This is a genomic window from Mesorhizobium sp. CA4 (genome assembly GCF_020165075.1).
Lineage (GTDB): Bacteria > Pseudomonadota > Alphaproteobacteria > Rhizobiales > Rhizobiaceae > Mesorhizobium.
On the sequence record NZ_JAIUHK010000004.1, the window covers coordinates 26,162 to 50,144 of the forward strand.

The window sequence follows — 23,983 nt, forward strand, 5'->3', positions numbered from 1 at the left end:
CGGCTTGCAGAAAAGCCCGTCTTTGTCGAGGCACAGGATTGCACACCGCAATGTTCCTGCAACTTTTCCGACTATATTGCGCCGCAACTTTGAGGTAGAAGCGCGCGTCTGCCGATCACGGCAAATTGAACTAGGCCCCGCGCACACCCATATCGGCCGCGCCTGGGTTTGAAAGCGCCGACCTCGCCAGGTCCTGCAACGGAAAAACGACGATGCCGAAAATCAGGTTTCACAAGCTTGCAGCCATTGCCGTGCTCATCGGTTTCGCGGCCTGGATGGGAACGGGCGAGTTTTCGTCCGTCGGCAGCGCTGCCGACAAGTCGGTCACCACCGACAAGTCGCTTACCACCGACAAACAGGCTGACGCCGGCAAGCCGGAGGCCGCCAAGCCGAACAAGGCCGAGCCGAAGGCTGCGCCTCGCACCGTCGCGGTGGTCACGCCGCCGCGCAAGACCTATGCGCGAGCGATCCGCATCTCCGGCCTGACCGAAGCCGACAAGCGCGCCGTGCTCGCGACGCGTGTCGCCGGCGTCATCGAAAAGCTGCCGGTCAAGCAGGGCGACCGCGTCAAGACCGGCGATCTCGTGCTGATGCTCGCGGCCGAGGAGAAGATCTCCAATGTCGAGAACGCCAGGCAGCTCTTGGTGCAGCGCAAGGCGGAGCTCGACGCCGCCGAGCGCCTGGCCAAGACCGGCAACCTGCCGAAGCTGCAACTCGACACCGCCCGCTCCAACCTGACGCAGGCGCAATCGCAGCTCGACACCGCGCAGGCCGAACTCGACCGCAACGAGGTCAAGGCGCCGTTCGACGGTGTCATTGACCGCATCCCGGTCGAGCTCGGCAGCTCGGTCATGCAGGGCGGCGAGGTGGCGACGGTCCTGAAGCTCGATCCGGTGATCGCCCGCGGCGAGATCAGTGAGCGCGACCTGCGCTACGTCAAGATCGGCAACCAGGCCGATGTGCGCCTGGTCAACGACCAGAAGGTCACCGGCACGGTTCGCTATATCAGCCGCGATGCCTCGGCGCAGACCCGCACCTTCTGCGTCGAGGTGGCGATCCCCAATGCCGACGGCTCCATTCCCGCCGGCATGACGGCCGAGATCACGCTCAGCGCCGAGCCGACCAATGCGGCCATGCTGCCGCGCTCGGTGGTGACGCTGGGCGACAAAGGCGACCTCGGCATCCGCGCCGTCGGCAAGGACGACAAGGTGGCGTTCTTCCCGATCGACCTGGTCGACGACACGCCGCACGGCCTGGTGCTGGGCGGCATTCCGGAAGATGCGCGCATCATCGTCGCCGGCCAGGAGCTGGTGAAGGAAGGCGACCTGGTGAAGCCCGTCGAGGCCGACCAGGCGACCATCAACAAGCTGATCGGCGAAGCCACCGCCGGCACGCAGTAAAGCAGGACGCGTCTGTCGCCGGACCAATCCGGCGATGGCAGTCCGCAGCCCCCGAAGCATTACAGGCCGAAGTCATGGATATCGTCAGACTCGCCATCAACAATGCCCGCCTCACGATTTCGGCGCTGCTGTTCCTGGTCGTCGCGGGCTGGGTCGCCTATCAGTCGACGCCCAAGGAAGCGGAGCCCGACGTTCCGATTCCGATGATGTATGTCAGCCTGATCTATCAGGGCATTTCGCCGGAGGATTCCGAGCGCCTGCTGCTGAGGCCGATGGAAAGCCGGCTCAAGAGCCTCAAGGGGCTCAAGGAGATGCGTTCGGCCGCCTTCCAGGGCGGCGGCTATGTGCTGGTCGAATTCCAGCCGCAGACGGATCTCGCGACGGCGCTGCAGGATACGCGCAGCAAGGTGCAGGACGCCAAGGCCGACCTGCCGCAGGCCGCCGAGGAGCCGACGGTCAACGAGGTCAATGTCTCGGAATTCCCGGTTCTCGTCGTCACGCTTTCCGGCGACGTGCCGGAGCGCGTGCTGACGTCGGCCGCGCGCGAGCTGCGCGACCGTATCGAGGAAGTTCCCGGCGTGCTCGAAGGCTCGCTGCAGGGCGCGCGCGACGACCTTGTCGAGGTGGTCGTCGACCCGGTGAAGCTTTCCTCCTACGGGCTGCAGCTCGACCAGGTGATCCAGGGCGTCGCTTCCTCCAACAGTCTCGTGGCGGCCGGCAATCTCGAAGGCTCGGAAGGCAAATACGCGGTCAAGGTGCCGTCGCTGATCGAGAAGCCCGAGGATGTCGCCAACCTGCCGGTGGTCGCCACGCCGAATGCCGTGGTCCAGGCCAAGGACATCGCAACCATACGCTCGACCTTCAAGGACGCCGAGACAGTGACGCGCCTCGACGGCAGGCCGGCCATCGCGATCGAAGTGAAGAAGCGCATCGGTGCCAATCTGATCGACACGCTGACCCATGTCAGGGAAGTGTCGGACAATTTCATCAAGACGATGCCCGAGGGCATGCACGTCACCTACACGCAGGATAAGTCGGTCTTCGTCAACCAGCTGCTCGGCGATCTGCAGAACCATGTGATGATCGCCGTTATCCTGGTGTTCATCGTCATCCTCTACGCGCTGTCGGGACGGGCCTCGCTGCTCATCGGCCTTGCCATCCCATCATCGTTCCTGATGGGCATCCTGCTGCTCGCCATGATGGGCTACACGATCAACATGATCGTGCTGTTCAGCCTCATCCTGGCCGTCGGCATGCTGGTGGACGACGCCATCATCGTCACCGAATTCGCGGAACGGCGCATGAGCGAAGGCATGCCGAAGGCCGACGCCTTCGCGCTCGCCGCCAAGCGCATGGCCGGCCCGGTCATCGCGGCGACGATGACGCGCATCGCCGCCTTCTCGCCGCTGCTCTTCTGGCCCGGCATCATCGGCGACTTCATGAAGTACATGCCGATCACGCTCATCGTGACGCTGTCGGCCTCGATGCTCTATGCGCTGGTCTTCGCGCCGACTTTGGGCGCGATCTTCGCCAAGGCGCCGGAGCATCACGAGGAAGACAACCGTGACGGCTGGTACATGGCCGTGGTCAAGCAGGCGGTGCGCTTCCCGATCACGGTGATCCTGCTCACCGTCGGGCTTCTGGTCGGCGTCGGCTTGGCCTATTCGAAATATGGCGCGGGCGTCGAATTCTTCCCCAGCGTCGAGCCGGATTACGGCCTGCTCTATGTTCATGCCCGCGGCAATCTTTCGCTGGCCGAAATGGACGCGGCGACCAAGACGGCGGAAAACCGCCTGCTCGGCTGGCCCGGCGTGAAGTCGGTCTACACGCGCGTCGGCAAGACGCAGGGCGGAGGCCAGGACATCCCCGAAGACGTGGTCGGCGTTATCCAGTACGAGTTCGTCGACTGGCGCGAGCGCAAGTCCGCCAACCAGATCCTCGACGATCTGCGCGGCGTGATGGCCGGCATTCCCGGTGTCGATGTCGAGGTGCGCGTGCCGGAAGCCGGCCCGCCGACCGGCAAGCCGATCCAGATCCGGCTGTCCGCCGCCGATCCGGCCGGGCTCGACGACAAGGCGCGAGCGGTCGCGGCGCGCGTCGCCAAGATCCCCAATGTCATCGACATTTCGGACGGCCTGCCGCCGCCCGGCGTCGACTGGGCGATCGAGGTCGACCGCGCCAAGGCGGCGCAATACGGCATCAGCCCGACTTCGGTCGGCACGGTGGTGCAACTGGTGACCAACGGCCTGAAGCTCAGCGAGTACCGGCCGGCCGGCGCCGACGACGCGGTCGACATCCGGCTGCGGTTGCCGGAAGACCGCCGCACGCTCTCGACGCTCGACGAGTTGCGCGTGCAGACCTCGCAAGGGTCGGTGCCGATCTCGAACTTCGTCGTGCGCAAGCCGGAGCCCACGGTCGGCATCCTGAACCGCATCGACGGCGCGCGCACCGTGGTCGTCCAGGCCAATGTCAGCGCCGGCGCGCAGGTGGCGGCCGTGCAGGCGGAAGTCACCAAGGCGGTCGCCGATATGGATCTCGGCAGCGGTATCCGCTGGAAGCTCGCCGGCTCCAACGAGGACAGCGCGGAAGCCAGCGCCTTCCTCGGCAAGGCCTTTGGCGCCGCGATCTTCCTGATCTTCCTGGTGCTGCTTGCGCAGTTCAACAAGTTCACCAGCGTGTGGCTCGTCCTGTCCTGCGTGGTCATGGCGACGATCGGCGTGTTCCTCGGATTGCTGTTGACGGGTGAGGCCTTCGGCATCGTCATGTCGGGCATCGGTGTCATCGCGCTTGCCGGCGTGGTGGTGAACAACAACATCGTGCTCATCGACACCTACGACCGGTTGCGCGAGGAAGGCTGGGACAAGATGGACGCGGTGCTGCAGACCTGCCGCGAGCGCGCCCGTCCGGTGGTGCTGACCGCGGTGTCGGCCATCCTCGGCGTGCTGCCGATCGCCTTCGGCCTCGGTCTCGAAATCTTCCATCACGAGACGACGATCAACGCGCCGTCGACGCAATGGTGGATTTCGCTGTCCTCGGCGATCGTCTTCGGCTTGTCCTTCGCCACCCTGCTGACGCTGGTGGTGACGCCGTCCATGCTGATGGTGTTCACCCGTGCCAAGGTGAAACCCGGCCAGCGGCGCGGCTGGTTCAGTCGCCTGTTCCGGCGCGGCAAAGGCAAGATCGCGACCGACGAACCAGCCAAGGAGACCGGCGCCGAGCCGGAAGTCGCCTTCCCGAAGGCCGCGGAATAGAGCCGTTTCGGAGCCCAATGCAAAAGCCGCCAGGGAACTCCCGGGCGGCTTTTTGCATTATTTTCTCGTAGTTCAACCAGACGGCGAGGGTTTTTCATGACGATCGGTACAATTCTCGTAATAATCCTGATCCTGATTTTGATCGGCGCCGTGCCGGCATGGCCGCATTCGCGATCCTGGGGCTACGGCCCGTCCGGCATTGTCGGCGTTATCCTGGTGGTGCTGCTGATCCTCTTGTTGATGGGCAGGATCTGATCCAAACGAGTTACGGCCGGGCTTGAGCCCGGCCGGTTCATTTCTGATCTGTCTTGATCAGGCGGCGAGGCGCCACGGCCCACGGCGATGCCGATGTCCTGCAGCCTCCTTCACCGCTTGGTCGAGCGGCGTGTGATTTCGCCGGTGACCCGCTCCAGCCGCGTCGAGACCAGCCGGTTGCAGATAGGATATCGAGACGATCTTGCGCCACATGGCCACGAACGGGCTGCCTGCGCGCAGCACCCACCAGGGCATGCCGATCCGAACCTGAAAAAGCTGTTGCCCGATTTGCCCCCGCCGGTTCTGCCGGTCTGGCTCGCCATGCATCGCGACGTGCGCACCAGCATGCGCATCCGCCGCGTGGCAGACTTCCTGCAGGAGGAGCTGAAAAGCTACTCCGCCGGCGCCGGCTAGAGCATGATGCCGAAAAGTGTGAAGCGGTTTTCGGACGACATCATGCTGCTGATCTTAGAGCCGGATGATTTCAGGTCGATCCGACCCGAAATCATCCGGCTCGGGGGCGAATTCGGCCCGGTGAGCGAGGCCGGCCATCAAGAGCACGATGACCAGCAGTGCGGACAGCGCCACGAAGATCGGGCCGAAGCTCGAATGCTCGGCGACGAAGCCGATCGCCGACGGGGCCACCAATATGCCGGAATAGCCCATGGTGGTGACGACGCTCATGCCGGTGCCCGACGACATGCCTTCCTGGTTGCCGCCGGCCGAAAAGATGATCGGCACCATATTGGCGATGCCGAAGCCGCAGAAGGCAAAGGCGGCGATGGCAAGGTAAGGCGAGGGCGAAAGCCCGGCGACCAGCATGCCTGCGGCGGCGACCAGCGCCGAGCCGCGCAGCGTCGCCACGGCGCCGAAGCGGTTGCGCACGCCGTCGCCCAGGAAACGCATCAGCGCCATGACGCCGGAGAAGGCGGCATAGGCGAGGCCGGCGACCGCGAGATCGGCGCCCAGCTCCTGATGCAGGAAGAGTGCCGCCCAGTCGAGCACCGCGCCCTCAGAAATCATGGTGAGAAGCGCCATCAGCCCGACCAGATAGACGGCCGTGTGCCGTGGCAGCGTGAATTTCCGGTGCTCGACCGCCTGCGGCCGGTCCTCGGCGATGAGGTAGCGAATGGCAAAGGCGATCACGGCAAAGGCGATCACCGTCACCGCGACGGCATGGGGAAGATAACCGTAGTTCTGGATCGAGTACCCGCCGAGCGCGCCGCCGGCGAAGCCGCCGAGGCTCCAGAAGCCATGCGACGATGACATGATCGCCCGCGAAAGCCTTCTTTCGACCACGACGGCATTCGAGTTCATCGCGACATCCATGCCACCGATCGACCCGCCGAAGATGAGCATGGCGATGGCCGCCAGGGGAACGTTGGGCGCGAGCGCCACGATCAGCAGGCCGAAGCTGCCGCAAACGCCGGACCAGCGCGTCACGCTGCGCGAGCCATGCCGGGAGATCAGATGCCCGCACCAAGTCATGGAAATCACAGCGCCGACGCCGAACAGGAGGATCAGCAGGCCGAGGGTGAATCGGGTGATGTCGAGCCGGGTGAGAAAAACCGGGATCTGCGGCGCCCAGCTGCCGGTCAAGAAACCATTGGCGAGGAAAATGCCGGCGACGGCCCAGCGGCCGCGCGTCGCGGCCTGCATCGTGGTTTTCACGCTCATGGTCTGAAATCCGCCATGCAAAGGATTCGCGCGGCAAATTAGATCGATTCAATTTGTAGTCAAGAACCGCATTGTGGAAGTGCTTGGACCAAGAAGCGCGACCGAGGGCGCGACGTTGTTCGTGGCAGGCTGCCGCTTTGTAGGTTTGGCAAAAGCGCCTCTCCTTTCGTCATCCACGGGCGGAGCAAGGAGCGAAGCGACGCGCGCAGACCCGAGGATCCATTCCGTTACCCGAGAGCGCCGCTGCGGTGCAGAATGTTCTCTGACCGTTGCACCGTCATGGTCATTCTGGGCCGCGGCATTCTTCGGCAGGCGTAACGGCATGGATTCCAGGGTCTGCGCGCGTCGCTTCGCTCCTTGCTCCGCCCTGGAATGACGAAGTCGCGCAGGCGCTTGTCCTATCAATGATCCTTCGGCCGCTTTGCTTCGAACTCGGCTTTCTTGGTTTCCGACGCCTCGGTCTGGTTGAGCGCCTGCCATTCGGCATAGGGCATGCCGTAGATGATCTGGCGCGACTCGTCCTTCGACAGCGTCACGCCGTCGGCGTCGGCGGCTTCGCGATACCAGTTGGACAGGCAGTTGCGGCAGAAGCCGGCGAGGTTCATCAGGTCGATGTTCTGGACGTCGCCGCGTTCGCGCAGATGCGCCACCAGCCGGCGGAAAGCGGCTGCCTCGAAATCGCGTTTCTGGTCGTCGCTGAGTTCGGTCATTGGGGAACTCCCGGCTGTCGGTCTCGTCACACGGGTCCGGTGCGCGAACCGAACATTTTCACCTGATGTATATCGGGGCGCCGGTCGATGGCGTCAACGATCGGCGCCAGGCGTTCGGCCCAGGCCAGGGCGCCGGCGCGTTCGGCGATCAGGTCCTGACGGATCTCGATCAGCGCATGGGCGTAGCCGTTGACGATGGCGTGGCGGAACATGGTGTCGCCGCGCAGCGCGCCGTCATAGGGTTCGTTGTCGCCGACGACGAGGGACTTGTCCTGCGCCAACATGTCGATCAGCGGCCGCGCTACGCGGTCGTCGCGGTCCCACAGCACGCCGACATGCCAGGGGCGCACAAAACCCTGCATCGCCGGCGTGAAGGAATGCACGGAGAAGATGAACGGCGCCTTGCCCGAGGCGTGCGCCACGGAGGCGATCATCGCGCCGACGGCGTCGTGATAGGGTCGGTAGAAGCGGCCGAGCCGCCGCTCGCGTTCCTCCCGGGCAATCGGATAATTTCCCGGCACCACGGTGCCGTCATAGAGCTGACGGATCATGGTCGGGTCGTCCTCGCCCCGGTTGGGGTCGATCAACAGCCGCGAGAACCCGGCCAGCACGGCGGGCGCGTCGAGCGCTGCTGCAAGTTCGCGCGTCACCGTCTCGACGCCGATGTCATAGGCGATGTGACGATCGAATTCGGACGCCGGCAAACCGAGACTGCCATACTCCTCCGGCAGATCGCGGCGGGCATGGTCGGCCAGCAGCACGACGCCTTTCTTGCGGTCGCCCTCGACAATGTCGAACGGCGTGAAAACTGTGGATCGGGTCATCGGCTGAAAAGGGGATGGCGGCTGTGGTATCGTCATTCCACGAAGAGGACGCCGGCGCAATGCCGTTGTTTGGCCAAGGTTTCCGCAAAAAATCCCCGGCCGCGGGAGAATTCGCGCGACGGGCCATTCTAAATCGATTGGAATTCAACAGAACGGCGCGTTGACATGCGACCGGAGTTTGCTGAAAAGGGGCTTCGAGAGATGCAAATGTGGTTCGCAAGGGGATCTGCGATGGGTTTTGCCGGCCGGTTGCGCATGCGCCTGGCCGTGCCGTTGCTGATCATCGGCGCGGGATTTTTCGCCATAGCCGCGACCTCGCCGGCCCGGGCCGACTTCCGCGTTTGCAACGCGACGCAAAATCTGGTGGGCGTCGGCATCGGCTATCGCGCCAAGGCCGGCTGGATCACCGAAGGCTGGTGGCACATCGAGGGATCGACCTGCAAGACGCTGATCGAGGGTCCGCTGTCATCAAGGTTTTACTATCTTTATGCAGAAGACGCCGAACGTGGCGGGCGCTGGGACGGCCCGATCAACATGTGCGTGGCCGAAAAAGAGTTCAAGATCGCCGGCGTGAATGATTGCGTCGCCCGGGGCTTCCAGCGCGCCGGTTTTCAGGAATATGACACGGGCGAGCAGGCCAGCTGGATGGTCCAGCTGACCGACGAGCCCGCAACGGGAGGCGCGCCAGCAGCGGCCCCCGCTCCGGGAACAAACAGTCAATGAGACGTAACCGCAAGGTCAAGATCCTCGCCACCATCGGTCCGGCTTCCTCCTCCGAGGAGATGCTGAAGAAGCTTTTCGAAGCGGGCGCCGATGTCTTCCGCATCAATATGAGCCATACCGACCACGAGCTGATGCGCACGCTGGTCGGGCGTATCCGTGCGGTCGAGGCGGCCGTCGGCCGGCCGATCGGCATCCTCGCCGATTTGCAGGGGCCGAAGCTCAGGGTCGGCAAATTCGCCAACGTCAAGGAAGCGCTGACTGTCGGCCAGACTTTTACACTCGACGACAATCCCGAAGCCGGCACGTCGAAGCGGGTGTATCTGCCGCACCCCGAAATCCTGAGCTCGGTCGAGGCCGGTCACCGACTTTTGATCGACGACGGCAAGCTGGAGCTGAAGGCGCAGAAGAGCGACGGCAAGTCGATCACCTGCACGGTCGTCGCCGGCTCGGGCATTTCCGACAAGAAGGGCGTCAGCCTGCCCGATACCGACCTGCCGGTCGGCGCGCTGACCGAGAAGGACCGGGCCGATCTCGACGCGGTGCTCGCCGCCGGCGTCGATTGGGTGGCGCTGTCCTTCGTGCAGCGGCCGGAGGACCTGGCCGAGGCCCGCAAGATCGCGCGCGGCCGCGCGCTGATCATGGCCAAGATCGAGAAGCCGCAGGCGGTGGCGCGGCTTGCCGAGATCATCGAGCTCTCCGACGCGCTGATGGTCGCCCGCGGCGATCTCGGCGTCGAGATGCCGCTCGAAGCCGTGCCGGGCATCCAGAAGCAGATCACCCGCGCGGCGCGCCGTGCCGGCAAGCCGGTGGTGATCGCCACGCAGATGCTGGAATCGATGATCACGGCACCTGTGCCGACCCGCGCCGAGGTTTCCGACGTCTCGATCGCCGTCTTCGAAGGCGCGGACGCGATCATGCTTTCGGCCGAATCCGCGGCCGGCGCCTATCCGGTCGAGGCGGTCGCCATGATGAACCGCATCGCCACCAAGGTCGAAACCGACCCGACCTATGCCGGCATCATCAACGCGCAGCGCTCGGAGCCCGAGGCCACCGGGGCCGACGCCATTTCGCTGGCCGCGCGCGAGATCGCCGAGACGCTGAAACTGTCGGCGATCATCTCCTACACCGCGTCGGGCACCACCGGTCTGCGCGCCGCGCGCGAGCGCCCGCAGGTGCCGATCGTGGCGCTGTCGCCGATCCTCAACACGGCGCGCCGGCTGTCGCTCTTATGGGGCACGCATTGCGTCGTCTCGCCGGACGCGACCGACCTCGACGACATGGTCGACCGTGCCTGCCGCATCGCGCTGGAAGAAGGCTTTGGCAAGCCGGGCGACCGCGTCATCATCACCGCCGGCGTGCCGCTGCGGACGCCCGGCTCGACCAATATGCTGCGCATTGCGTATGTTGGGTCGGAGACGCATTAGGGCGTGTTGATATTCGGGTGAGGCCGGCCTGCAAATGCCGGCTTCCTGCGCTTCCGGCCTTCGCCGGCCGAAGCATGCATTTAGGAGAGTGACGTAGCAGTTAAGGCTACGGCCGGCGTAGGCCGGTTCTCGGAACCCGCATTTTCGACTCGGCCTGACCGGAATCTCAACACGCCCTTGGCGCTTGAACTTTCGAGTTCAGCCCGGCGCGAGTTCTGCGTCAGGCACTCGGAGCTCAGGACATCTACCGGCGCCTTGCGCATCGCCTGCGATCCGGCCTTCCACGGTCTTGGCCATCGCCTGCAGGTCGATCGGCGCGCCGGCCACTTTCGCAATGGCACCGGCCACGAGGTCGGGTGCGATCCAGTCCGGCTTGTGACCGAGATTGCGGACCCAGACCAGCTCGGCGCCGGGAATGTCGCGCTCCAGGCCGACGGAGTGGATCGTGGCATAGACCACCTTGTCGCGATCGCCCGATATGACGACGGCCGGCGCCTTGATCTCGCGGTAAGCAGGCGCGGCGACGCGGACATAGTCGTAGAGCTGGGCGACATCGCGGGCGTTGGCGCGGAAGGCGGGCGGCCGCAGCACCAGCGGGATCGAGGCGTCGTCCACATAGCCCTGCGGCACTTTGTTGGGCGAGAAGACGCAAGCGGTGGCATCGCCGATCCGCAGCATGCCCGCCGGATAAGCGAGCGTTTCGGAAAACAGCCAGCCGATCACCGGCGTGGCGGTGAGCCTGTAGTACCAAGCGGTCGCGCCGCCCGGCCAGGGATGCGTGGCGGGTGCAAGGAAAACGAGGCCACGGGTCTTCTCAGGATGCTGGCGGGCGAAGGCCGTTGTGATCGCGCCGCCGAAGGAATGGGCGACGACGACTGCCTTTTCGATGCCGATGCGGTCCATCAGCGCGGCGATCGTGTCCGCCTGCGCGGCAAGCGTCTCATTGTCGCCGCGCTCCGACGAGCCGAGACCCGGGCGGTCGAAGAACAGCATCTCGGCGCGGCCCTCGAGCAAGGACTTCAGCGGCAGCATCTGGTCCCTGAGATTGGCGCTGGCGCCATGGATGAAGACGACCGGCGGCAGGTCGGCGCCGGCCGGCGCCGGGATATGGACGTAATGGATGCGCGCGCCGTTGATCTCGGCGAACGCCCCGTCCGGCGGGTTGCGGCGCTCGATCGACCAGACGCCGGCGCGGGTGACACCGGCCAGGGCGAAGAGGAGCGCGACGAGGAAGAGGAGGGTGGCGCAGGCGAGGTTCATGCGGAGAGATACGGAGGGAGGGCAGTAGGGCAGTAGGGCAGTAGGGCAGTAGGGCAGTAGGGCAGTAGGGCAGTAGGGCAGTAGGGCAGTAGGGCAGTAGGTGTGCTCGTTTCCTACTGCCTTACTGCCCTACTCCCTTACTGCCCTAGTTCAAATACCCTCGCCGGCCAACTCTTCCGAGAGCGTCGAAACCTGGTTCTGGGCGCTGCGCATCATCGGGTAGATCGCCAGCACCTTTTGCCAGGCTTCCAACGCGGACTGCTTGTGGCCGGTTTCGGCCATGATCTGGGCGAGGCCAGAGAGCGCGCCGAAATGGCGCGGCTCGAGCTGCAGGGTGCGGTCGATGTCGGCCATCGACTTCCCGTAATTCTTCATCAGGAAATGCACGGTGGCCCGGCGGTTCCAGCCTTCGGCATAATCAGGCTGCAAGGTCACGACCTGGTCGAGGAAGTCGAGTGCGACGTCGAATTTCTGGTCTTCCGTCGCCTTTTGCGCCCACTGCATCATCAGGTCGATCGAGGCGCTGCCCGACTGGTTCCACTCGTTCCAGATGCGGCCGGCTATGCGCTCGGCCGCCTTTTCATTGCGCTCGCGCTTCAACTCGGTGAAGAGCTGGTCGAGGCGGCCCTGTTTGGTCGGAGCGGCCGGCGGCGGCGTAGCGGCGGCTAGCGGCGCGGCATCTGGAGGCAGCGCGCCGGGCACCTCTTCAGCTCCTGCAGGCAAAGCCGTGCCGGAAAGCAAAAAGGCGGTGAAAAATGCAAAAAGAATCCGCATCGCCGGAATCTAGTCCCGGACGGCGGATCGTCAAAGTGATTTTAGCGTGAGAGCGCCGGCGAACCGGCATTCGACATCAGCGCGGCCTGGTCTCTTTGCATGTCGCTTCCTTTTCGGGCGACATGCATCAGGCCGCGCGCAAGGCTCAGCCCTGGCGCGCCTTGTAGCGCGGAGCGGTCTTGTTGATGATGTAGATGCGTCCCTTGCGGCGAACCAACCGGTTGTCGCGGTGACGCGCCTTGAGCGCCTTGAGCGAATTCTTGATCTTCATGGTCTTGCCTGTTCGGTCAGGGCCCGTCCCGGGCCGAATTTTAAAGGCGCGCCCGGAAAAAGCGCGCCCTTTTGAACTTGCGTGGCTCATAAACGAGGAGGCTTGCCCGTGTCAACCACATGCGCGTGTCCGAATGCCGCAAGTGGCGCGGCATATCAAATATTCGCCATCCCGGCGAAGCTGCATTGCGCGACTCAAAGGCGGCTGGAATGGTGCGGTCTGCGCGAACGACCGGAGATTGCACATGCGCCGCCTGCTTCTGCCTGCCTGTCTGGTCTTGCTTGCGACGGCACCGGCCGCCCGGGCGCAGGAATGCGACCGCAACGACGACAGCCAGTCGATGCTGAACATCTGCGCCGATGCCGACCACCAGGCGGCCGACGCCAAGCTCAACGCAGCCTATAAGAATATCGTCGGCAGCAACGATCAGGCCTCGAACAAGCTGTTGCAGACGGCGCAACGCGCCTGGATCGCCTTTCGCGATGCCGAATGCGCCTATTCGACCGCCGACAGCGCGGGCGGCTCCATTCACCCGATGGAGGTTTCGCAGTGCCTGACGAAGCTCACCAACGAGCGCATAAAGCAGCTCACCTCCGACGCCAGCTGCAAGCTGAGCGATCCGAGCTGCGCCGGCTCGGAAGCGGGCGACAACCAGGATATGCAATAGGGCGTTATCGCGACCTGATGAGGCGCGTAAAATGGCCCATTTTGCGGCCGGGGCGCGACTCGGCCTTGCCGTAGAGATGCAACATCAGGTCGGGCTCAGCCACCAGCGCCGGCACTTTCAGCATGTCGTCGCCGATCAGGTTTTCCATCACGCAGTCAAAATGCCTGGCGGGCGAACCCAGCGGCAGCCCGGCGACGGCGCGGATATGCTGCTCGAACTGCGAGACGACGCAGGCAGCCTCCGTCCAGTGGCCGGAATTGTGCACGCGCGGCGCCAGCTCGTTGGCCAGAAGCGCGCCGTCGGCCAGCACGAAGAACTCGACGCCGATGACGCCGACATAGCCGAGCGCGGAAAGGATTTTCGCGGCGGCATCCTTGGCGGCGGCGGCCGTTTCCGGGCGGATGGCGGCCGGCAAGGTCGAGGTCCGCAGGATGCCTTCGCGGTGGACATTCTCGGCCGGATCGTAAGCCGCGACCGAGCCGTCCAGCCCACGCGCGGCGATCACCGAAATCTCGCGCTCGAAAGCGACCAGCGATTCCAGGATCAGCGGCACATTGCCCATCGCCTCGCAGACCCCGGCAAAGCCGCCGGTCTGCATGTTGCGAAAGACGCGCTGGCCCTTGCCATCATAGCCCATGCGACGGGTTTTCAGCACGCCGCTGCCGTCGAACTTCCTCAAGGCCTCGGTCAGCTGGTCGTCATTGTCGACCGGACAGAACTCCGCCGTCGGGATGCCGATGCTGTTGAGAAAGCTTTTCTCGGTGAGGCGATCCTGCGCGACTTCGAGCGCGCGGGCCGGCGGATAGACCGGGACCGTTGCAGCCAGCGTTTCCGCCGCGCTGACCGGGACGTTCTCGAATTCATAGGTGATGACCGCGCTGGCGCTGGCCAGATCGGCGAGCGCCGCCGGATCGTCATAGGCGGCGACGATCTGGCGGTTGGCGACCTGCGCGGCCGGGCAGTCGGCCTGCGGTTCCAGCACAATGATACGGTAGCCGAGCCGCGCCGCGGCCATCGCCAGCATGCGGCCAAGCTGGCCGCCGCCGATGATGCCAATGGTCGATCCGGGCGCCAGGCTCACGGCGTGTCCGTCGGCTCGGCGGCGACCTTGGCGGTCTGCGCCGCGCGCCAGGCGTCGAGCCGGGCAGCGAGCTTGTCGTCGTTGAGCGCCAGGACCGCAGCGGCGAGAAGGGCGGCGTTGGCGGCGCCCGCCTTTCCGATCGCCAGCGTGCCGACCGGAATGCCGGCCGGCATCTGCACGATGGAGAGCAGTGAATCCTGGCCCGACAGAGCTTTGGATTCCACCGGAACGCCGAAGACGGGCAGCGGCGTCATCGCCGCCGTCATGCCGGGCAGATGCGCCGCTCCGCCGGCGCCGGCGATGATCACCTTGTAGCCGGCCGCCTTGGCGCCTTTGGCGAATTCATAGAGGCGGTCGGGGGTGCGGTGCGCGGAGACGATCAGCCTCCTGTGCGGGATGCCCAGCGCCTCCAGCGTTTCCGCGGCCTGACGCATCGTCGCCCAGTCGGACTGGCTGCCCATGATGATGGCGACGTCGGCACGCTGATCGGTCAAGGCTTCGCTCCCCGGCGGCAAAGGCGCGCCTTAGCGGAATTCGCCGATAGCCGCAAGATTGTCGATGCGCACCGAGCTAATCCGGCCAGCGCAGGGAGCCCGAAGAGTCCTTGCGCGCCACCTTCATCGCATCGGCCGGACGCTCGTTGGCCGTCAGCACGGCGCGCAACTGCTCGGCGACGATCTCGGCTTCGCCGGGATGCAGGTTGCACGGGTCGAGGAAGAAATGGCCGCGTTCGACTTCGTGATTGCGCACGATCACCTGCGGCGAGCCGGCAGCCAAAGCGGAAGCGAGGCCAGCGGCGGTGAAGCGGCTTTCCGGACGCACGAAGACCTGCAGGCGGTCGAGCGGATTGTTGGTCGGGTCGGGAATGATCTCAGCACCGATGCCGGGGATGCCTTGAAGTGAATCCTTCCACAGATTGAGCGCCGCCTCCTCGCGCCGGCGGATGCCGGCATGGTCGCGCTTCTCCCAGGCGTCGAGCGCCGCCATTGTGCCGGCGATGCTTTCCTTGCCGACCTTCATGGCGCGCGCAACGCCGCGGTTCTGCAGATAGGCGGCGCGTACCAGGTCCTTGCGGCCGGTGACGATGCCGCTGGTCGGACCGCTGAGGAATTTGTGGCCGCTATAGACGACGATGTCGGCGCCGCGCCCCAGGAAGCTGCGCAGGTCATATTCGGACGCGGCGTCAACGATCACCGGAACGCCCTTGGCGTGGCAAATCTCGCAGAATTCCTCCAGCGAAAGCATGCCGTACTGCACCGTATGGTGGGCGACGACGTAGAGAGCCGCCGCCGTCCGCTCATTGATTGCCTCGCGCACATGGTAGTCCTGGGTGACGCTGACGGTGCCCGCCGGAATGACCTTGGCGCCGGCGACGCGGATCGACTGGTCGATGGGCGCGCCATAGTTGACGATGTGGCCGAGCTGGATGACGACCTCGGACTTCAGCCCTTCGGTGTCGTCCGGCAGGCGTTCGATCGCGAGAAGGTTGGTGCCTGTCATCGCGCCGGCGATGGCCATGGTGATGCCCGAGGCGCAGCAGGCGGTGATGAAGCCGGCCTCGCCGCCGGTGAGGCGCGCGACCACCGCGCTCGCGGCGCGCTGCAAATCATCCATCTCCACCCATTGCGAGGCGATCTCGGCCATGGCGCTGATCGCTTCGGGAACGATGATCGAGGCACCCAGCGCCGTCATCGTGCCCGAGACATTGATGATTGGCCTCAAGCCCAGCCGCTCGCGGATGGTGGTGTTGGAGCCGGCGTCGGAATAGGTTTTCATGCGAGTGGACTCCGTTAAATCAGGCGGCGATCTCGACGACCGCTTCGATTTCGACAGTGATGTTACGTGGCAGCGAGCCGACGCCGATCGCCGAGCGCGCATGGCCGCCGGTCTTGTCGAAGACATCGGCGAAGAGATCCGAGCAGCCATTGACCACTTTGGGGTGGTCGCTGAAGGTCGGCGTGGCGTTGACGAAGCCGAGCAGCTTCACCACTCGCACGATGCGGCCGAGGTCGCCCGCCGCGGCATGCATGACGGCGAGCAGATTGAGGCCGGTGAGGCGGGCATGCTCATAGGCCTGCTCGACGGTCACGTCGTCGCCGACCTTGCCGGTGCAAAGCGTGCCGTCGGCACGCAGCGGCCCCTGCCCCGAAAGAAAGATCAGCCGGCCGCTCTCGGCATGGGTGACGAAATTGGCGATGGGCGTGGGCGGCTCGGGCAGCGTCAGGCCGAGTTCGGCGAGCCGTGTGTAAGGCGACATGAAAGGGTACTCCCTGGATGGCCAAAGCCATCCGCTTCAGAAATGCGAGGCGCGGAAACGCGCCAGAAATGTGCGGAGGCGCTCGTTGGTCGTCTCCGCCGCGAGCACTTCTTTCGGCGGCCCGACGGCCGAGACGCCGCCATCGGCCATAAAGACGATGCGGCTGGAGGCATCGCGGGCGAAGGCCATCTCGTGCGTCACCATCACCATGGTCATGCCATCCTCCGCAAGGCTGCGCACCACCGCCAGCACCTCGCCGACGAGCTCCGGGTCGAGCGCCGAGGTGATCTCGTCGAGCAGCAGGATCTTGGGCTCCATAGCGACGGCGCGGGCAATGCCGACGCGCTGCTGCTGGCCACCCGAAAGTTCGGCGGGCAGGCTGTCCGCCTTGTGGGCGAGGCCGACGCGACCCAGCCAATGCTCGGCGATCGAGCGCGCCTCCGTCTTGCTCTTGCCGCGCACCTTGGTCAGTCCGAGCATGATGTTACCGGCGGCGCTCAGATGCGGGAAGAGGTTGAAGCTCTGGAACACCATGCCGGTCTCGGCGCGCATGGTTGCCAAATCGCGTTCGCTGCGCCGCTGGCGCGCGCCGCCGTCGCGAAAGCCGACTTCCTTGCCGTCGATGCGGATCGAGCCGCTGTCATAGCTTTCCAGGAAATTCACGCAGCGCAGCAGCGTGGTCTTGCCGCTGCCCGAAGGGCCGATGATGGTCACAACCTCGCCCTTGGCCACTTGCAAGCTGACCGAGCGCAGCACGCTGACCGAGCCGAAGGATTTCGAAACCTCGGCAATATCGAGAAGCGCTGGGTTGTCGTTCGAACTGGCCATCGCGTTAATCCCGGATGAAAGCGAAGCGCCGTTCCAGCCGCCGGCTGGCATAGGAAAGCGCATAGTTGACGGCGAAATAGATGAGGGCGCCAAGGATATAGAGAGGCATCGCCTCATAGGTGCGGCCGATGATCTGGTTGATCGCCTGCATCAGATCGGTGATGCCGAGCAGCGAAACCAGTGCGCTGCCCTTCACGGCATCGGTGACGCCGTTGATCCAGGGTGGCAGGAAGCGGCGGAAAGCCTGCGGGAAAATCACCGAGGTGAGACGCTGGCGAAAGGTCAGGCCGATCGCCATCGCCGCTTCCGACTGGCCTTTCGGGATCGATGCGACGGCGCCGCGCACATACTCGACGACCTGCGCCGTCTTGAACAAGGTCAGCGCCAGCACCGCCGCCCAGAAGGACTGAAGGTGCACGCCGACAGCGGGCAGGCCGTAATAGACGAAGAACATCAGCACCAGGATCGGGATGCCGCGGATGGTGTCCGAAAAGATGCGCACCGCCCAACGCAGCGGCGCTGGCCCATAGACAAGGCCGACGCCCAGCAGGACCCCGGCGACCAAGGACAGGACCACGACCAGCAGCGAGACCCATAAGGTCACGGCGAAGCCTTCGGCAAGGAACGGCAGCGCGTAGAGGATCTGGCTCAGCATCTCAGCGCGCCGCCCTGAAACGGCGTTCGACCAGCCGCAGCGCAAACAGCAAGGTATAGCCGGTCACCAGATACATCGCCGTCGTCACCAGATAGACCTCGACGATGCGGAACGTGTTGAAGTTGATCCATTGGGCGCCGTAGGTGAGCTCGGGCACCGAGATCACCGACGCGATCGAGGTGTCCTTGAACAGCGAGATGAAGGTGTTGGACAGCGCCGGCAGCGTGATGCGCAGCATCGTCGGCAGGCGTACGTGGATCAGGCGCTGCCATGGGGTAAGGCCGATCGCCTTGCCAGCGTCGAGCTGGCCGCGGGGCACCGCTTCCAAGCCTGAGCGGAACACCTCGACGAGATAGGCGCCGCTATAGACCGATAGGGTCAGGACAAAGGAGGTGGGGGCGCTGTAGGCAAGATCGACGACCGTCGGCAGGCCGTAAAAGACCAAATAGACCAGCAGGATCAGCGGTACGTTGCGGATGAATTCGACATAGGCCGCGATGGTGGCGCGCACCACGCGTCCGGCCGAGACATACCAGACGGCCAGCACCAGGCCGATGACGATGCCGATGGCGATCGAGATCACGGCAAGCTCGAGGCTGAGCAGCAGGCCGCCCCATAGCTTGTCGAAATGCCGCCAGATCAGGTTGAAATTGAGCGTATAGCCCATGCGTCCGTCTCAATGGCCGCGGTGCGACGGATAGGATTCGCCGCCCTCGCGCCGGGGTCGAGGAAAAACAGGCGGAAGGACCGGTCCTTCCGCCGGCTTGATCGTGTGGCGCGTCAGATGACCGGGAAGCCCGGATGGCGCGGCGGCGGCTCCTGGCCGAAATATTCCTTGAAGGCGGCATCGTAGAGCGCCGTTTCATGGCCGAACATGGCGATGGTGAAGGTCTGGTTGACGAAGGTCAGCCAATCGAGGTCGCCTTGCCGGACCGCGGCGCCGTAAAGCATCGAATACCAGCTCTTGCCGGCGTCGAAATACTTGTCGGGATTGCGCGAGGCCAGCCAGCGCACGGTCGACAGATCGACGGCGGCGGCATCGGCGCGCTTGGATTCCAGCGCCTGCAGAACGTTCGCCTGGGTGTCGATCTGCAGCACCTGCGCCTGCGGCAAGGCAAAATGCACCGAACTTTCGGCGTCGACATTCTGCAGGATCGAGACGCGGGTGTTGGCGCCGTTCGCCAAGAGCTTGTCGAAGGTCTTGTTTTCGGAGCCGGGCAGCGTGAGCAGCGCGACGCCTTCGACATAGTAGGGCCGCGAGAAGTGGATCAGCTGCGAGCGCTGCGCCGTCATGGTCATGAACTGGATGGTGATGTCGACCTTGTTGGTCGTCACGTTCGGAATACGCTGGGCGGGGTCCTGCATGACGAACTCGACCTTGGTCGGGTCGTCGAAGAGGCCCTTGGCAAGGATGCGGCCCATGGTGATGTCCATGCCGACCAGCTCGCCGGCATCGTTCTCGAAATGCCACGGCGCATTGGTGCTGCCGGTGCCGACGATCAGCTTGCCGCGATCGAGCGCAGTGCGCAGCACGCTGTCGGATGCGGCTTGCGCCGCCGCCTTCTCTGCGCTGATGGCGGTGAGCGCGCCGGCGGTGGCTAGGCCCGCCATTCCCAGTTTCAGAAAATCACGTCTACCGGATGTGTCGTTCACGGCGACCTCCTTTGATGGTTTGTTCCCCAATGCAGCAGAGATACGCATCGCAATCGGCGATTGTCTCTTACAAGAGACATGTGTATCCTGTACAGGACAGATACTAGCATCAGGAATCGACAATGCAAGATGGTGAAATGCTGACCGAGTGGCCGAGCGAGGGTGCGGATGAAGAGCGGCCGGCGGGCTCGCGCGAGAAGGGCCTCAACAGGGCCCTGAACATCTTGGAATTCCTGCACGCCAACCAGCGCGCGATCGGCATCGGCGACCTGGCCAAGGGGCTCGACGCGCCGCGCTCGACGACCTACACACTGGTGCGCGAATTGGTCGAAGCCGGGCTCTTGGAAATGGCCGGCGACGGCAACCGCGTCTATTTCGGCAAGAAGCTCTATCTCTATGGAATGGCCTATATGCGCGGCAACGACCTGCTCAGGCGCGGGCGCCAGGAGGTCGACATGCTGTCGCGCGAGACCGGCGAGACGTCCGAGCTCTGCATGCTGCAGAGCGGCCGCTACACGATCGTCCATTCGAGCCCGGGCACCAGGCCGTTCCGCATCAGTTCGGCCACCGGCCTGCAGATCCCGCTGCCTTGGACAGCTTCCGGCCGGTTGCTGCTTGCCGGCCTCGATCGCGGCGGGATCGAAGCGATGGTCACTGAAGACGATCTCGTGCTGCCGGACGGCCGCAAACTCGAACTCGATGATTTCATCGACGATATCGCGCGGGCGCGCGTCACCGGCTATTGCGTCACGTCAGGCCTGGTCGACGCTTACACCAAATGCCTTGCGGCACCAGTGTTCTCTGCGCCAGGCAAGGTCGAGGCGACGATGTGCCTTGTCGTGCCGATCGACACGTCCGAAGAACGGACCGGCGAACTTCTTGCGCTGCTGCGCGAGCGCGCGGCGCTGCTATCGATCTCTTGACGGTGCCGAGGCGATCCGCTCAGGCGATGATGTCCGGGATGATACGGTCTTCCAGCGCCGACAGCCGGTCTTTCAGGATCAGCTTCTTCTTCTTCATGCGCTGGATCTGAAGCGGGTCGCAGCCCGTGGCGATCATCGCGTTTATGGCGGCGTCGAAATCGGCGTGTTCTTGTTTGAGCCGGGAATATTCGAGGCGTATTTCAGCCTGTTCCTGTTCGGACATTATCTACCGTCTGCGTATGCATCGCCCAATCGGGCTGTCTGGGCGGGGCCGGTCGGATCTGTCTGTTTGTGACCGGCGCGCCGCTGATATCACATTTCACTTTGTCGTGGAATGCTACCACGTGGCATTCGACATCGAGATCGGTTGGTGGCAAACTGTCATCATGCCGTCACAGTCGCAACCTGCGGTGGACGAGCCTGCGACGGCTGCAATCGAGGAAACCATGAAAGGGAGAACCAATCATGTCTCTTGCATCCCATCTTGATGAGCTGCAGCGAAAGCACGGCGATATCGAGCGTGAACTTGTCGATGCGATGAACCATCCTTCGGTAGACGACCTCGAGATCGCCACTCTCAAGCGGCGCAAGTTGGCAATCAAGGACGAGATTGAAAAGCTGAAGGCGAAACCGACCGCACACTGAAGCTCCTTTTAGACACCATCACCGCTCCCGCCGCGGTGCACCTTCCCGGTGGCAAGAATGCCGCCGGCTCGGTGCTTTACACTGAATCTGCTGACCGTTTGGGCGTGCATCTTGTGGCCTTTGAGCCGCATGGCGGCCGATCGGGAGCGGCGGATTTGCCGGCGTTGCCTGCCGGTTGCCATTGACAAGCCATCTTTGCTCCGCCACCTCATGCCCGGAACTTTCAGATGAAGGCGGCCGGCATGACCGGATATTTTTCCTCACCCTTCCCGCGGCGAATGTCGGTCGGCGTCTCGGTCGGCGGCGTGATCGTCGGCGGCGGCGCCCCGGTCGTCGTGCAATCGATGACCAACACCGATACGGCCGATGTCGACCAGACGGTCGCCCAGGTCGCGGCGCTGCACCGCGCCGGCTCGGAAATCGTGCGCATCACGGTCGACCGCGACGAGAGCGCGGCCGCGGTTCCGCGCATCTATGAGCGGCTGCTGCGGCTCGGCATCGACGTGCCGCTGGTCGGCGACTTCCACTATATCGGCCACAAGCTGCTCGCCGATCATCCGGCCTGCGCCGAGGTGCTGGCGAAGTACCGCATCAATCCCGGCAATGTCGGCTTCAAGGAAAAGAAGGACCGCCAGTTCGCCGCCATCGTCGAAATGGCGATCAGACATGACAAGCCGGTGCGTATCGGCGTTAACTGGGGCTCGCTCGACCAGGAATTGCTGACCCGGTTGATGGACGACAATCAGGCCCAAGGCTCGCCGCTTACCGCGCAGGAGGTGACGCGCGAGGCGATCGTGCAGTCGGCGATCCTGTCGGCCGAGATGGCGGAAGAGATCGGACTTGGCCGCGACAAGATCATCCTGTCGGCCAAGGTCAGCGGCGTGCAGGACCTGATCGCCGTCTACACCGAGCTCGCCACCCGCTCCGACCATGCGCTGCATCTTGGCCTCACCGAGGCCGGCATGGGCAGCAAGGGCATTGTCGCCTCTTCGGCAGCGATGGGCATTCTCTTGCAGCAGGGCATCGGCGACACGATCCGCATCTCGCTGACGCCGGAGCCGAATGGCGACCGCACCCGCGAGGTGCAGGTGTCGCAGGAACTTCTGCAGACCATGGGCTTCCGGCAGTTCGTGCCGATCGTCGCGGCCTGCCCCGGTTGCGGGCGCACCACGTCCACCGTATTCCAGGAACTTGCCCAGAGCATCCAGGCCGACATTCGCAAGAACATGCCGGTGTGGCGCGAGAAATATCCCGGCGTCGAGAGCCTCAAGGTCGCGGTGATGGGCTGCATCGTCAACGGTCCGGGCGAATCCAAGCATGCCGATATCGGCATATCGCTGCCCGGCACCGGCGAGACGCCGACGGCGCCGGTCTTCATCGACGGCAAGAAGGCGGCGACGCTGCGCGGTTCTTCGATCGCGCAGGATTTCGAAAAGATGGTCGCCGATTACATCGAGCAGCGGTACGGACACGGCAAAGCCGCCGCGGAATGAGCGGGATGCAGCGTTTCGTGAAGATGACGCTGCTTCTCGCTTGCACGCTGATCGCCGCCGGTCCGGCATTGGCCGATCCGCCTCAGTCGAAGTCGGCTGCGAAACGGCTGATCAACCGCGTCTGCGATCTGATCGAAACCCAGGCCCAACAGAACGGCCTGCCCAAGGATTTCTTCGCCCGGCTGATCTGGAAGGAGAGCCGCTTCGATCCGAACGCGGTAAGCCCGGTCGGCGCCGAAGGCATCGCGCAATTCATGCCGGGCACCGCCAAGATGCGTGGCCTGGCCAACTCCTTCGACATCGGGCAGGCTATTCCCGCCTCTGCGAAGTATCTCGCCGAGATGAAGGCAAGCTACGGCAATCTCGGCCTCGCGGCGGCGGCCTATAATGCCGGCGAGAACCGAGTGTCGCGCTGGCTCGCCTCGGGCGGCTTCCTGCCGATGGAGACGGAAAGCTACGTCTTCGACATCATGGGCGAGCCCGTCGACAAGTTTGCCGACAAATCCTATGCCGGCACCGTCCAGCCGCTCGATCCCAAGATGAGTTTCGCGGTCGCCTGCCGCCGGCTGCCTGTGATCATGTCGCGGACCGTCGCCATGGCCTCGATCAACGTCAAGCCGTGGGGCGTGCAGGTGGCGGGCAACTTCCGCCGCTCGGCAGCGATCGGCCAATGGCTGAGGGTCAAAAGCCGGTTCCCGGCCTTGCTCGCCAGCCGTGATCCGGTGGTGAGCCGGGTGCGCACGCCGATCGGCCGCCGCGGCATCTATGCGGTCAGGATCGGCGCCGACTCGCGCGGCGAGGCCAACGGCATCTGCACCAGGCTGCAAAGCGTCGGCGGCGCCTGCGTGGTGTTGCGCAATCGGTGACGCAACGCCAGGACAGGGGGCCGCAAGAGGTGCTCGAAACGCGCGAAAGCCGGCGTGCAGACCGACTGCCCGGATTTGCACGCTGGCAATTCGACGCCTGCATAAGGGCGTCGCTTACGATCTTGAGCTCGACACCAGCCGGTTGATGCCGGCCGAATGCGCCCGCCTCATCCAGCAGCGATTTAAATTGTAGCGACCTGCATTCTTGCTGTGGCTCGAGCTTCCCGGTCCTCAACAACGCCGATAGCCAATGCTAATGTTGCGAGGAGAATCCGCTTGCCAGGCGGTGGCGGTTAAATCTTAATGCGCTTTGCCATAGTAAGAGCGGGTTCAGTATTTCCACGGC

At 64.5% G+C, this 23,983-nt stretch carries 26 protein-coding genes and 1 pseudogene; 12 read left to right on the forward strand and 15 right to left on the reverse strand.

Annotation, left to right across the window (positions count from 1 at the left end; all coding sequences use genetic code 11):
- The first annotated feature begins 212 nt into the window (after nt 1–212).
- From LB528_RS04415 to LB528_RS04430, 4 genes and pseudogenes are all read left to right on the forward strand, one after another.
- Entirely contained in the window at nt 213–1,400 is a 1,188-nt protein-coding gene (locus LB528_RS04415; protein WP_224713966.1) for an efflux RND transporter periplasmic adaptor subunit, read from the forward strand.
- Between the two features lie 74 nt (nt 1,401–1,474).
- On the forward strand, nt 1,475–4,651 hold the full coding sequence (locus LB528_RS04420) for an efflux RND transporter permease subunit (RefSeq protein WP_224713967.1): 3,177 nt from the start codon (nt 1,475–1,477) through the stop codon (nt 4,649–4,651).
- Nucleotides 4,652–4,747: 96 nt separating this feature from the next.
- A complete protein-coding gene (locus LB528_RS04425) occupies nt 4,748–4,906 on the forward strand; it encodes a DUF3309 family protein (RefSeq protein WP_040991775.1) in 159 nt (52 codons plus the stop codon).
- A 258-nt stretch (nt 4,907–5,164) separates the two neighbouring features.
- Nucleotides 5,165–5,320, forward strand: a pseudogene (locus LB528_RS04430) (LysR family transcriptional regulator); the annotation flags it as partial.
- 54 nt (nt 5,321–5,374) lie between these two features.
- Here LB528_RS04430 and LB528_RS04435 read toward each other — a convergent pair.
- The 3 genes from LB528_RS04435 to LB528_RS04445 form a co-directional block, all read right to left on the reverse strand.
- Nucleotides 5,375–6,583: an MFS transporter gene (locus tag LB528_RS04435; protein WP_224713968.1), complete on the reverse strand. Its 1,209-nt coding sequence runs from the start codon at nt 6,581–6,583 to the stop codon at nt 5,375–5,377.
- Nucleotides 6,584–6,984: 401 nt separating this feature from the next.
- Entirely contained in the window at nt 6,985–7,293 is a 309-nt protein-coding gene (locus LB528_RS04440; RefSeq protein ID WP_224510754.1) for a DUF1244 domain-containing protein, read from the reverse strand.
- A 26-nt stretch (nt 7,294–7,319) separates the two neighbouring features.
- Nucleotides 7,320–8,117 (reverse strand): N-formylglutamate amidohydrolase, encoded by a 798-nt coding sequence (locus LB528_RS04445; protein ID WP_224713969.1) that lies wholly within the window; start codon nt 8,115–8,117, stop codon nt 7,320–7,322.
- Nucleotides 8,118–8,318: 201 nt separating this feature from the next.
- Between LB528_RS04445 and LB528_RS04450 the strand changes: the two genes are divergently transcribed.
- Together LB528_RS04450 and pyk are read left to right on the forward strand one after the other, a co-directional pair.
- Nucleotides 8,319–8,840, forward strand: coding sequence for a DUF1036 domain-containing protein (locus tag LB528_RS04450; RefSeq protein WP_411962099.1), 522 nt, complete (start codon nt 8,319–8,321; stop codon nt 8,838–8,840).
- Nucleotides 8,837–10,264, forward strand: a complete 1,428-nt coding sequence (pyk, locus tag LB528_RS04455) for a pyruvate kinase (protein WP_224713971.1) — start codon at nt 8,837–8,839, stop codon at nt 10,262–10,264. The genes LB528_RS04450 and pyk overlap by 4 nt, the downstream gene beginning before the upstream one ends.
- A gap of 198 nt (nt 10,265–10,462) precedes the next feature.
- Here the strand turns inward: pyk and LB528_RS04460 are convergent, their stop codons facing one another.
- From LB528_RS04460 to ykgO, 3 genes are all read right to left on the reverse strand, one after another.
- Nucleotides 10,463–11,524 (reverse strand): alpha/beta fold hydrolase, encoded by a 1,062-nt coding sequence (locus LB528_RS04460; RefSeq protein WP_224713972.1) that lies wholly within the window; start codon nt 11,522–11,524, stop codon nt 10,463–10,465.
- A 150-nt stretch (nt 11,525–11,674) separates the two neighbouring features.
- Entirely contained in the window at nt 11,675–12,298 is a 624-nt protein-coding gene (locus LB528_RS04465) for a tetratricopeptide repeat protein (RefSeq protein ID WP_224510747.1), read from the reverse strand.
- Between the two features lie 145 nt (nt 12,299–12,443).
- Complete coding sequence (gene ykgO, locus LB528_RS04470) at nt 12,444–12,569, reverse strand: type B 50S ribosomal protein L36 (protein ID WP_040974291.1); 126 nt, start codon at nt 12,567–12,569, stop codon at nt 12,444–12,446.
- A gap of 244 nt (nt 12,570–12,813) precedes the next feature.
- Here ykgO and LB528_RS04475 point away from each other — a divergent pair, with 244 nt between their 5' ends.
- A complete protein-coding gene (locus LB528_RS04475; protein ID WP_224713973.1) occupies nt 12,814–13,236 on the forward strand; it encodes a lysozyme inhibitor LprI family protein in 423 nt (140 codons plus the stop codon).
- Nucleotides 13,237–13,240: 4 nt separating this feature from the next.
- On the opposite strand, the gene LB528_RS04480 is transcribed toward LB528_RS04475, so the two are convergent.
- The 8 genes from LB528_RS04480 to LB528_RS04515 form a co-directional block, all read right to left on the reverse strand.
- Entirely contained in the window at nt 13,241–14,317 is a 1,077-nt protein-coding gene (locus tag LB528_RS04480) for a 5-(carboxyamino)imidazole ribonucleotide synthase (protein WP_224713974.1), read from the reverse strand.
- Complete coding sequence (gene purE, locus LB528_RS04485) at nt 14,314–14,811, reverse strand: 5-(carboxyamino)imidazole ribonucleotide mutase (protein ID WP_224627836.1); 498 nt, start codon at nt 14,809–14,811, stop codon at nt 14,314–14,316. Before purE ends, LB528_RS04480 begins: the two co-directional genes overlap by 4 nt.
- A 76-nt stretch (nt 14,812–14,887) precedes the next feature.
- A complete protein-coding gene (locus tag LB528_RS04490; RefSeq protein WP_224713975.1) occupies nt 14,888–16,093 on the reverse strand; it encodes an aminotransferase class V-fold PLP-dependent enzyme in 1,206 nt (401 codons plus the stop codon).
- A 19-nt stretch (nt 16,094–16,112) separates the two neighbouring features.
- On the reverse strand, nt 16,113–16,574 hold the full coding sequence (locus LB528_RS04495) for a RidA family protein (RefSeq protein WP_224510736.1): 462 nt from the start codon (nt 16,572–16,574) through the stop codon (nt 16,113–16,115).
- Nucleotides 16,575–16,610: 36 nt separating this feature from the next.
- Nucleotides 16,611–17,402: an amino acid ABC transporter ATP-binding protein gene (locus LB528_RS04500; RefSeq protein WP_224713976.1), complete on the reverse strand. Its 792-nt coding sequence runs from the start codon at nt 17,400–17,402 to the stop codon at nt 16,611–16,613.
- A 4-nt stretch (nt 17,403–17,406) separates the two neighbouring features.
- Nucleotides 17,407–18,057 carry an amino acid ABC transporter permease gene (locus tag LB528_RS04505; RefSeq protein WP_224713977.1) on the reverse strand — a complete coding sequence of 217 codons (651 nt, stop codon included), beginning with the start codon at nt 18,055–18,057 and terminating at the stop codon, nt 17,407–17,409.
- A 1-nt stretch (nt 18,058) separates the two neighbouring features.
- Nucleotides 18,059–18,724: an amino acid ABC transporter permease gene (locus tag LB528_RS04510; RefSeq protein ID WP_224713978.1), complete on the reverse strand. Its 666-nt coding sequence runs from the start codon at nt 18,722–18,724 to the stop codon at nt 18,059–18,061.
- A gap of 113 nt (nt 18,725–18,837) precedes the next feature.
- Nucleotides 18,838–19,710 (reverse strand): transporter substrate-binding domain-containing protein, encoded by an 873-nt coding sequence (locus LB528_RS04515; RefSeq protein ID WP_411962096.1) that lies wholly within the window; start codon nt 19,708–19,710, stop codon nt 18,838–18,840.
- 122 nt (nt 19,711–19,832) lie between these two features.
- Between LB528_RS04515 and LB528_RS04520 the strand changes: the two genes are divergently transcribed.
- The gene (locus LB528_RS04520) at nt 19,833–20,633 is read left to right on the forward strand and encodes an IclR family transcriptional regulator (protein WP_224713979.1); all 801 of its coding nucleotides are present in this window, start codon (nt 19,833–19,835) and stop codon (nt 20,631–20,633) included.
- A gap of 19 nt (nt 20,634–20,652) precedes the next feature.
- Here LB528_RS04520 and LB528_RS04525 read toward each other — a convergent pair whose 3' ends face one another.
- On the reverse strand, nt 20,653–20,856 hold the full coding sequence (locus LB528_RS04525; protein ID WP_126080812.1) for a YdcH family protein: 204 nt from the start codon (nt 20,854–20,856) through the stop codon (nt 20,653–20,655).
- A 242-nt stretch (nt 20,857–21,098) separates the two neighbouring features.
- Between LB528_RS04525 and LB528_RS04530 the strand changes: the two genes are divergently transcribed.
- The 4 genes from LB528_RS04530 (at nt 21,099) to LB528_RS04545 (ending at nt 23,830) form a co-directional block, all read left to right on the forward strand.
- Complete coding sequence (locus LB528_RS04530) at nt 21,099–21,278, forward strand: YdcH family protein (RefSeq protein WP_149791894.1); 180 nt, start codon at nt 21,099–21,101, stop codon at nt 21,276–21,278.
- Between the two features lie 242 nt (nt 21,279–21,520).
- Complete coding sequence (gene ispG / locus LB528_RS04535) at nt 21,521–22,771, forward strand: flavodoxin-dependent (E)-4-hydroxy-3-methylbut-2-enyl-diphosphate synthase (protein WP_224713980.1); 1,251 nt, start codon at nt 21,521–21,523, stop codon at nt 22,769–22,771.
- A 23-nt stretch (nt 22,772–22,794) separates the two neighbouring features.
- Nucleotides 22,795–23,637 (forward strand): lytic transglycosylase domain-containing protein, encoded by an 843-nt coding sequence (locus LB528_RS04540; protein WP_411962100.1) that lies wholly within the window; start codon nt 22,795–22,797, stop codon nt 23,635–23,637.
- A complete protein-coding gene (locus tag LB528_RS04545) occupies nt 23,537–23,830 on the forward strand; it encodes a phosphotransferase-like protein (RefSeq protein WP_224713982.1) in 294 nt (97 codons plus the stop codon). The genes LB528_RS04540 and LB528_RS04545 overlap by 101 nt, the downstream gene beginning before the upstream one ends.
- Nucleotides 23,831–23,983 lie beyond the last annotated feature (153 nt).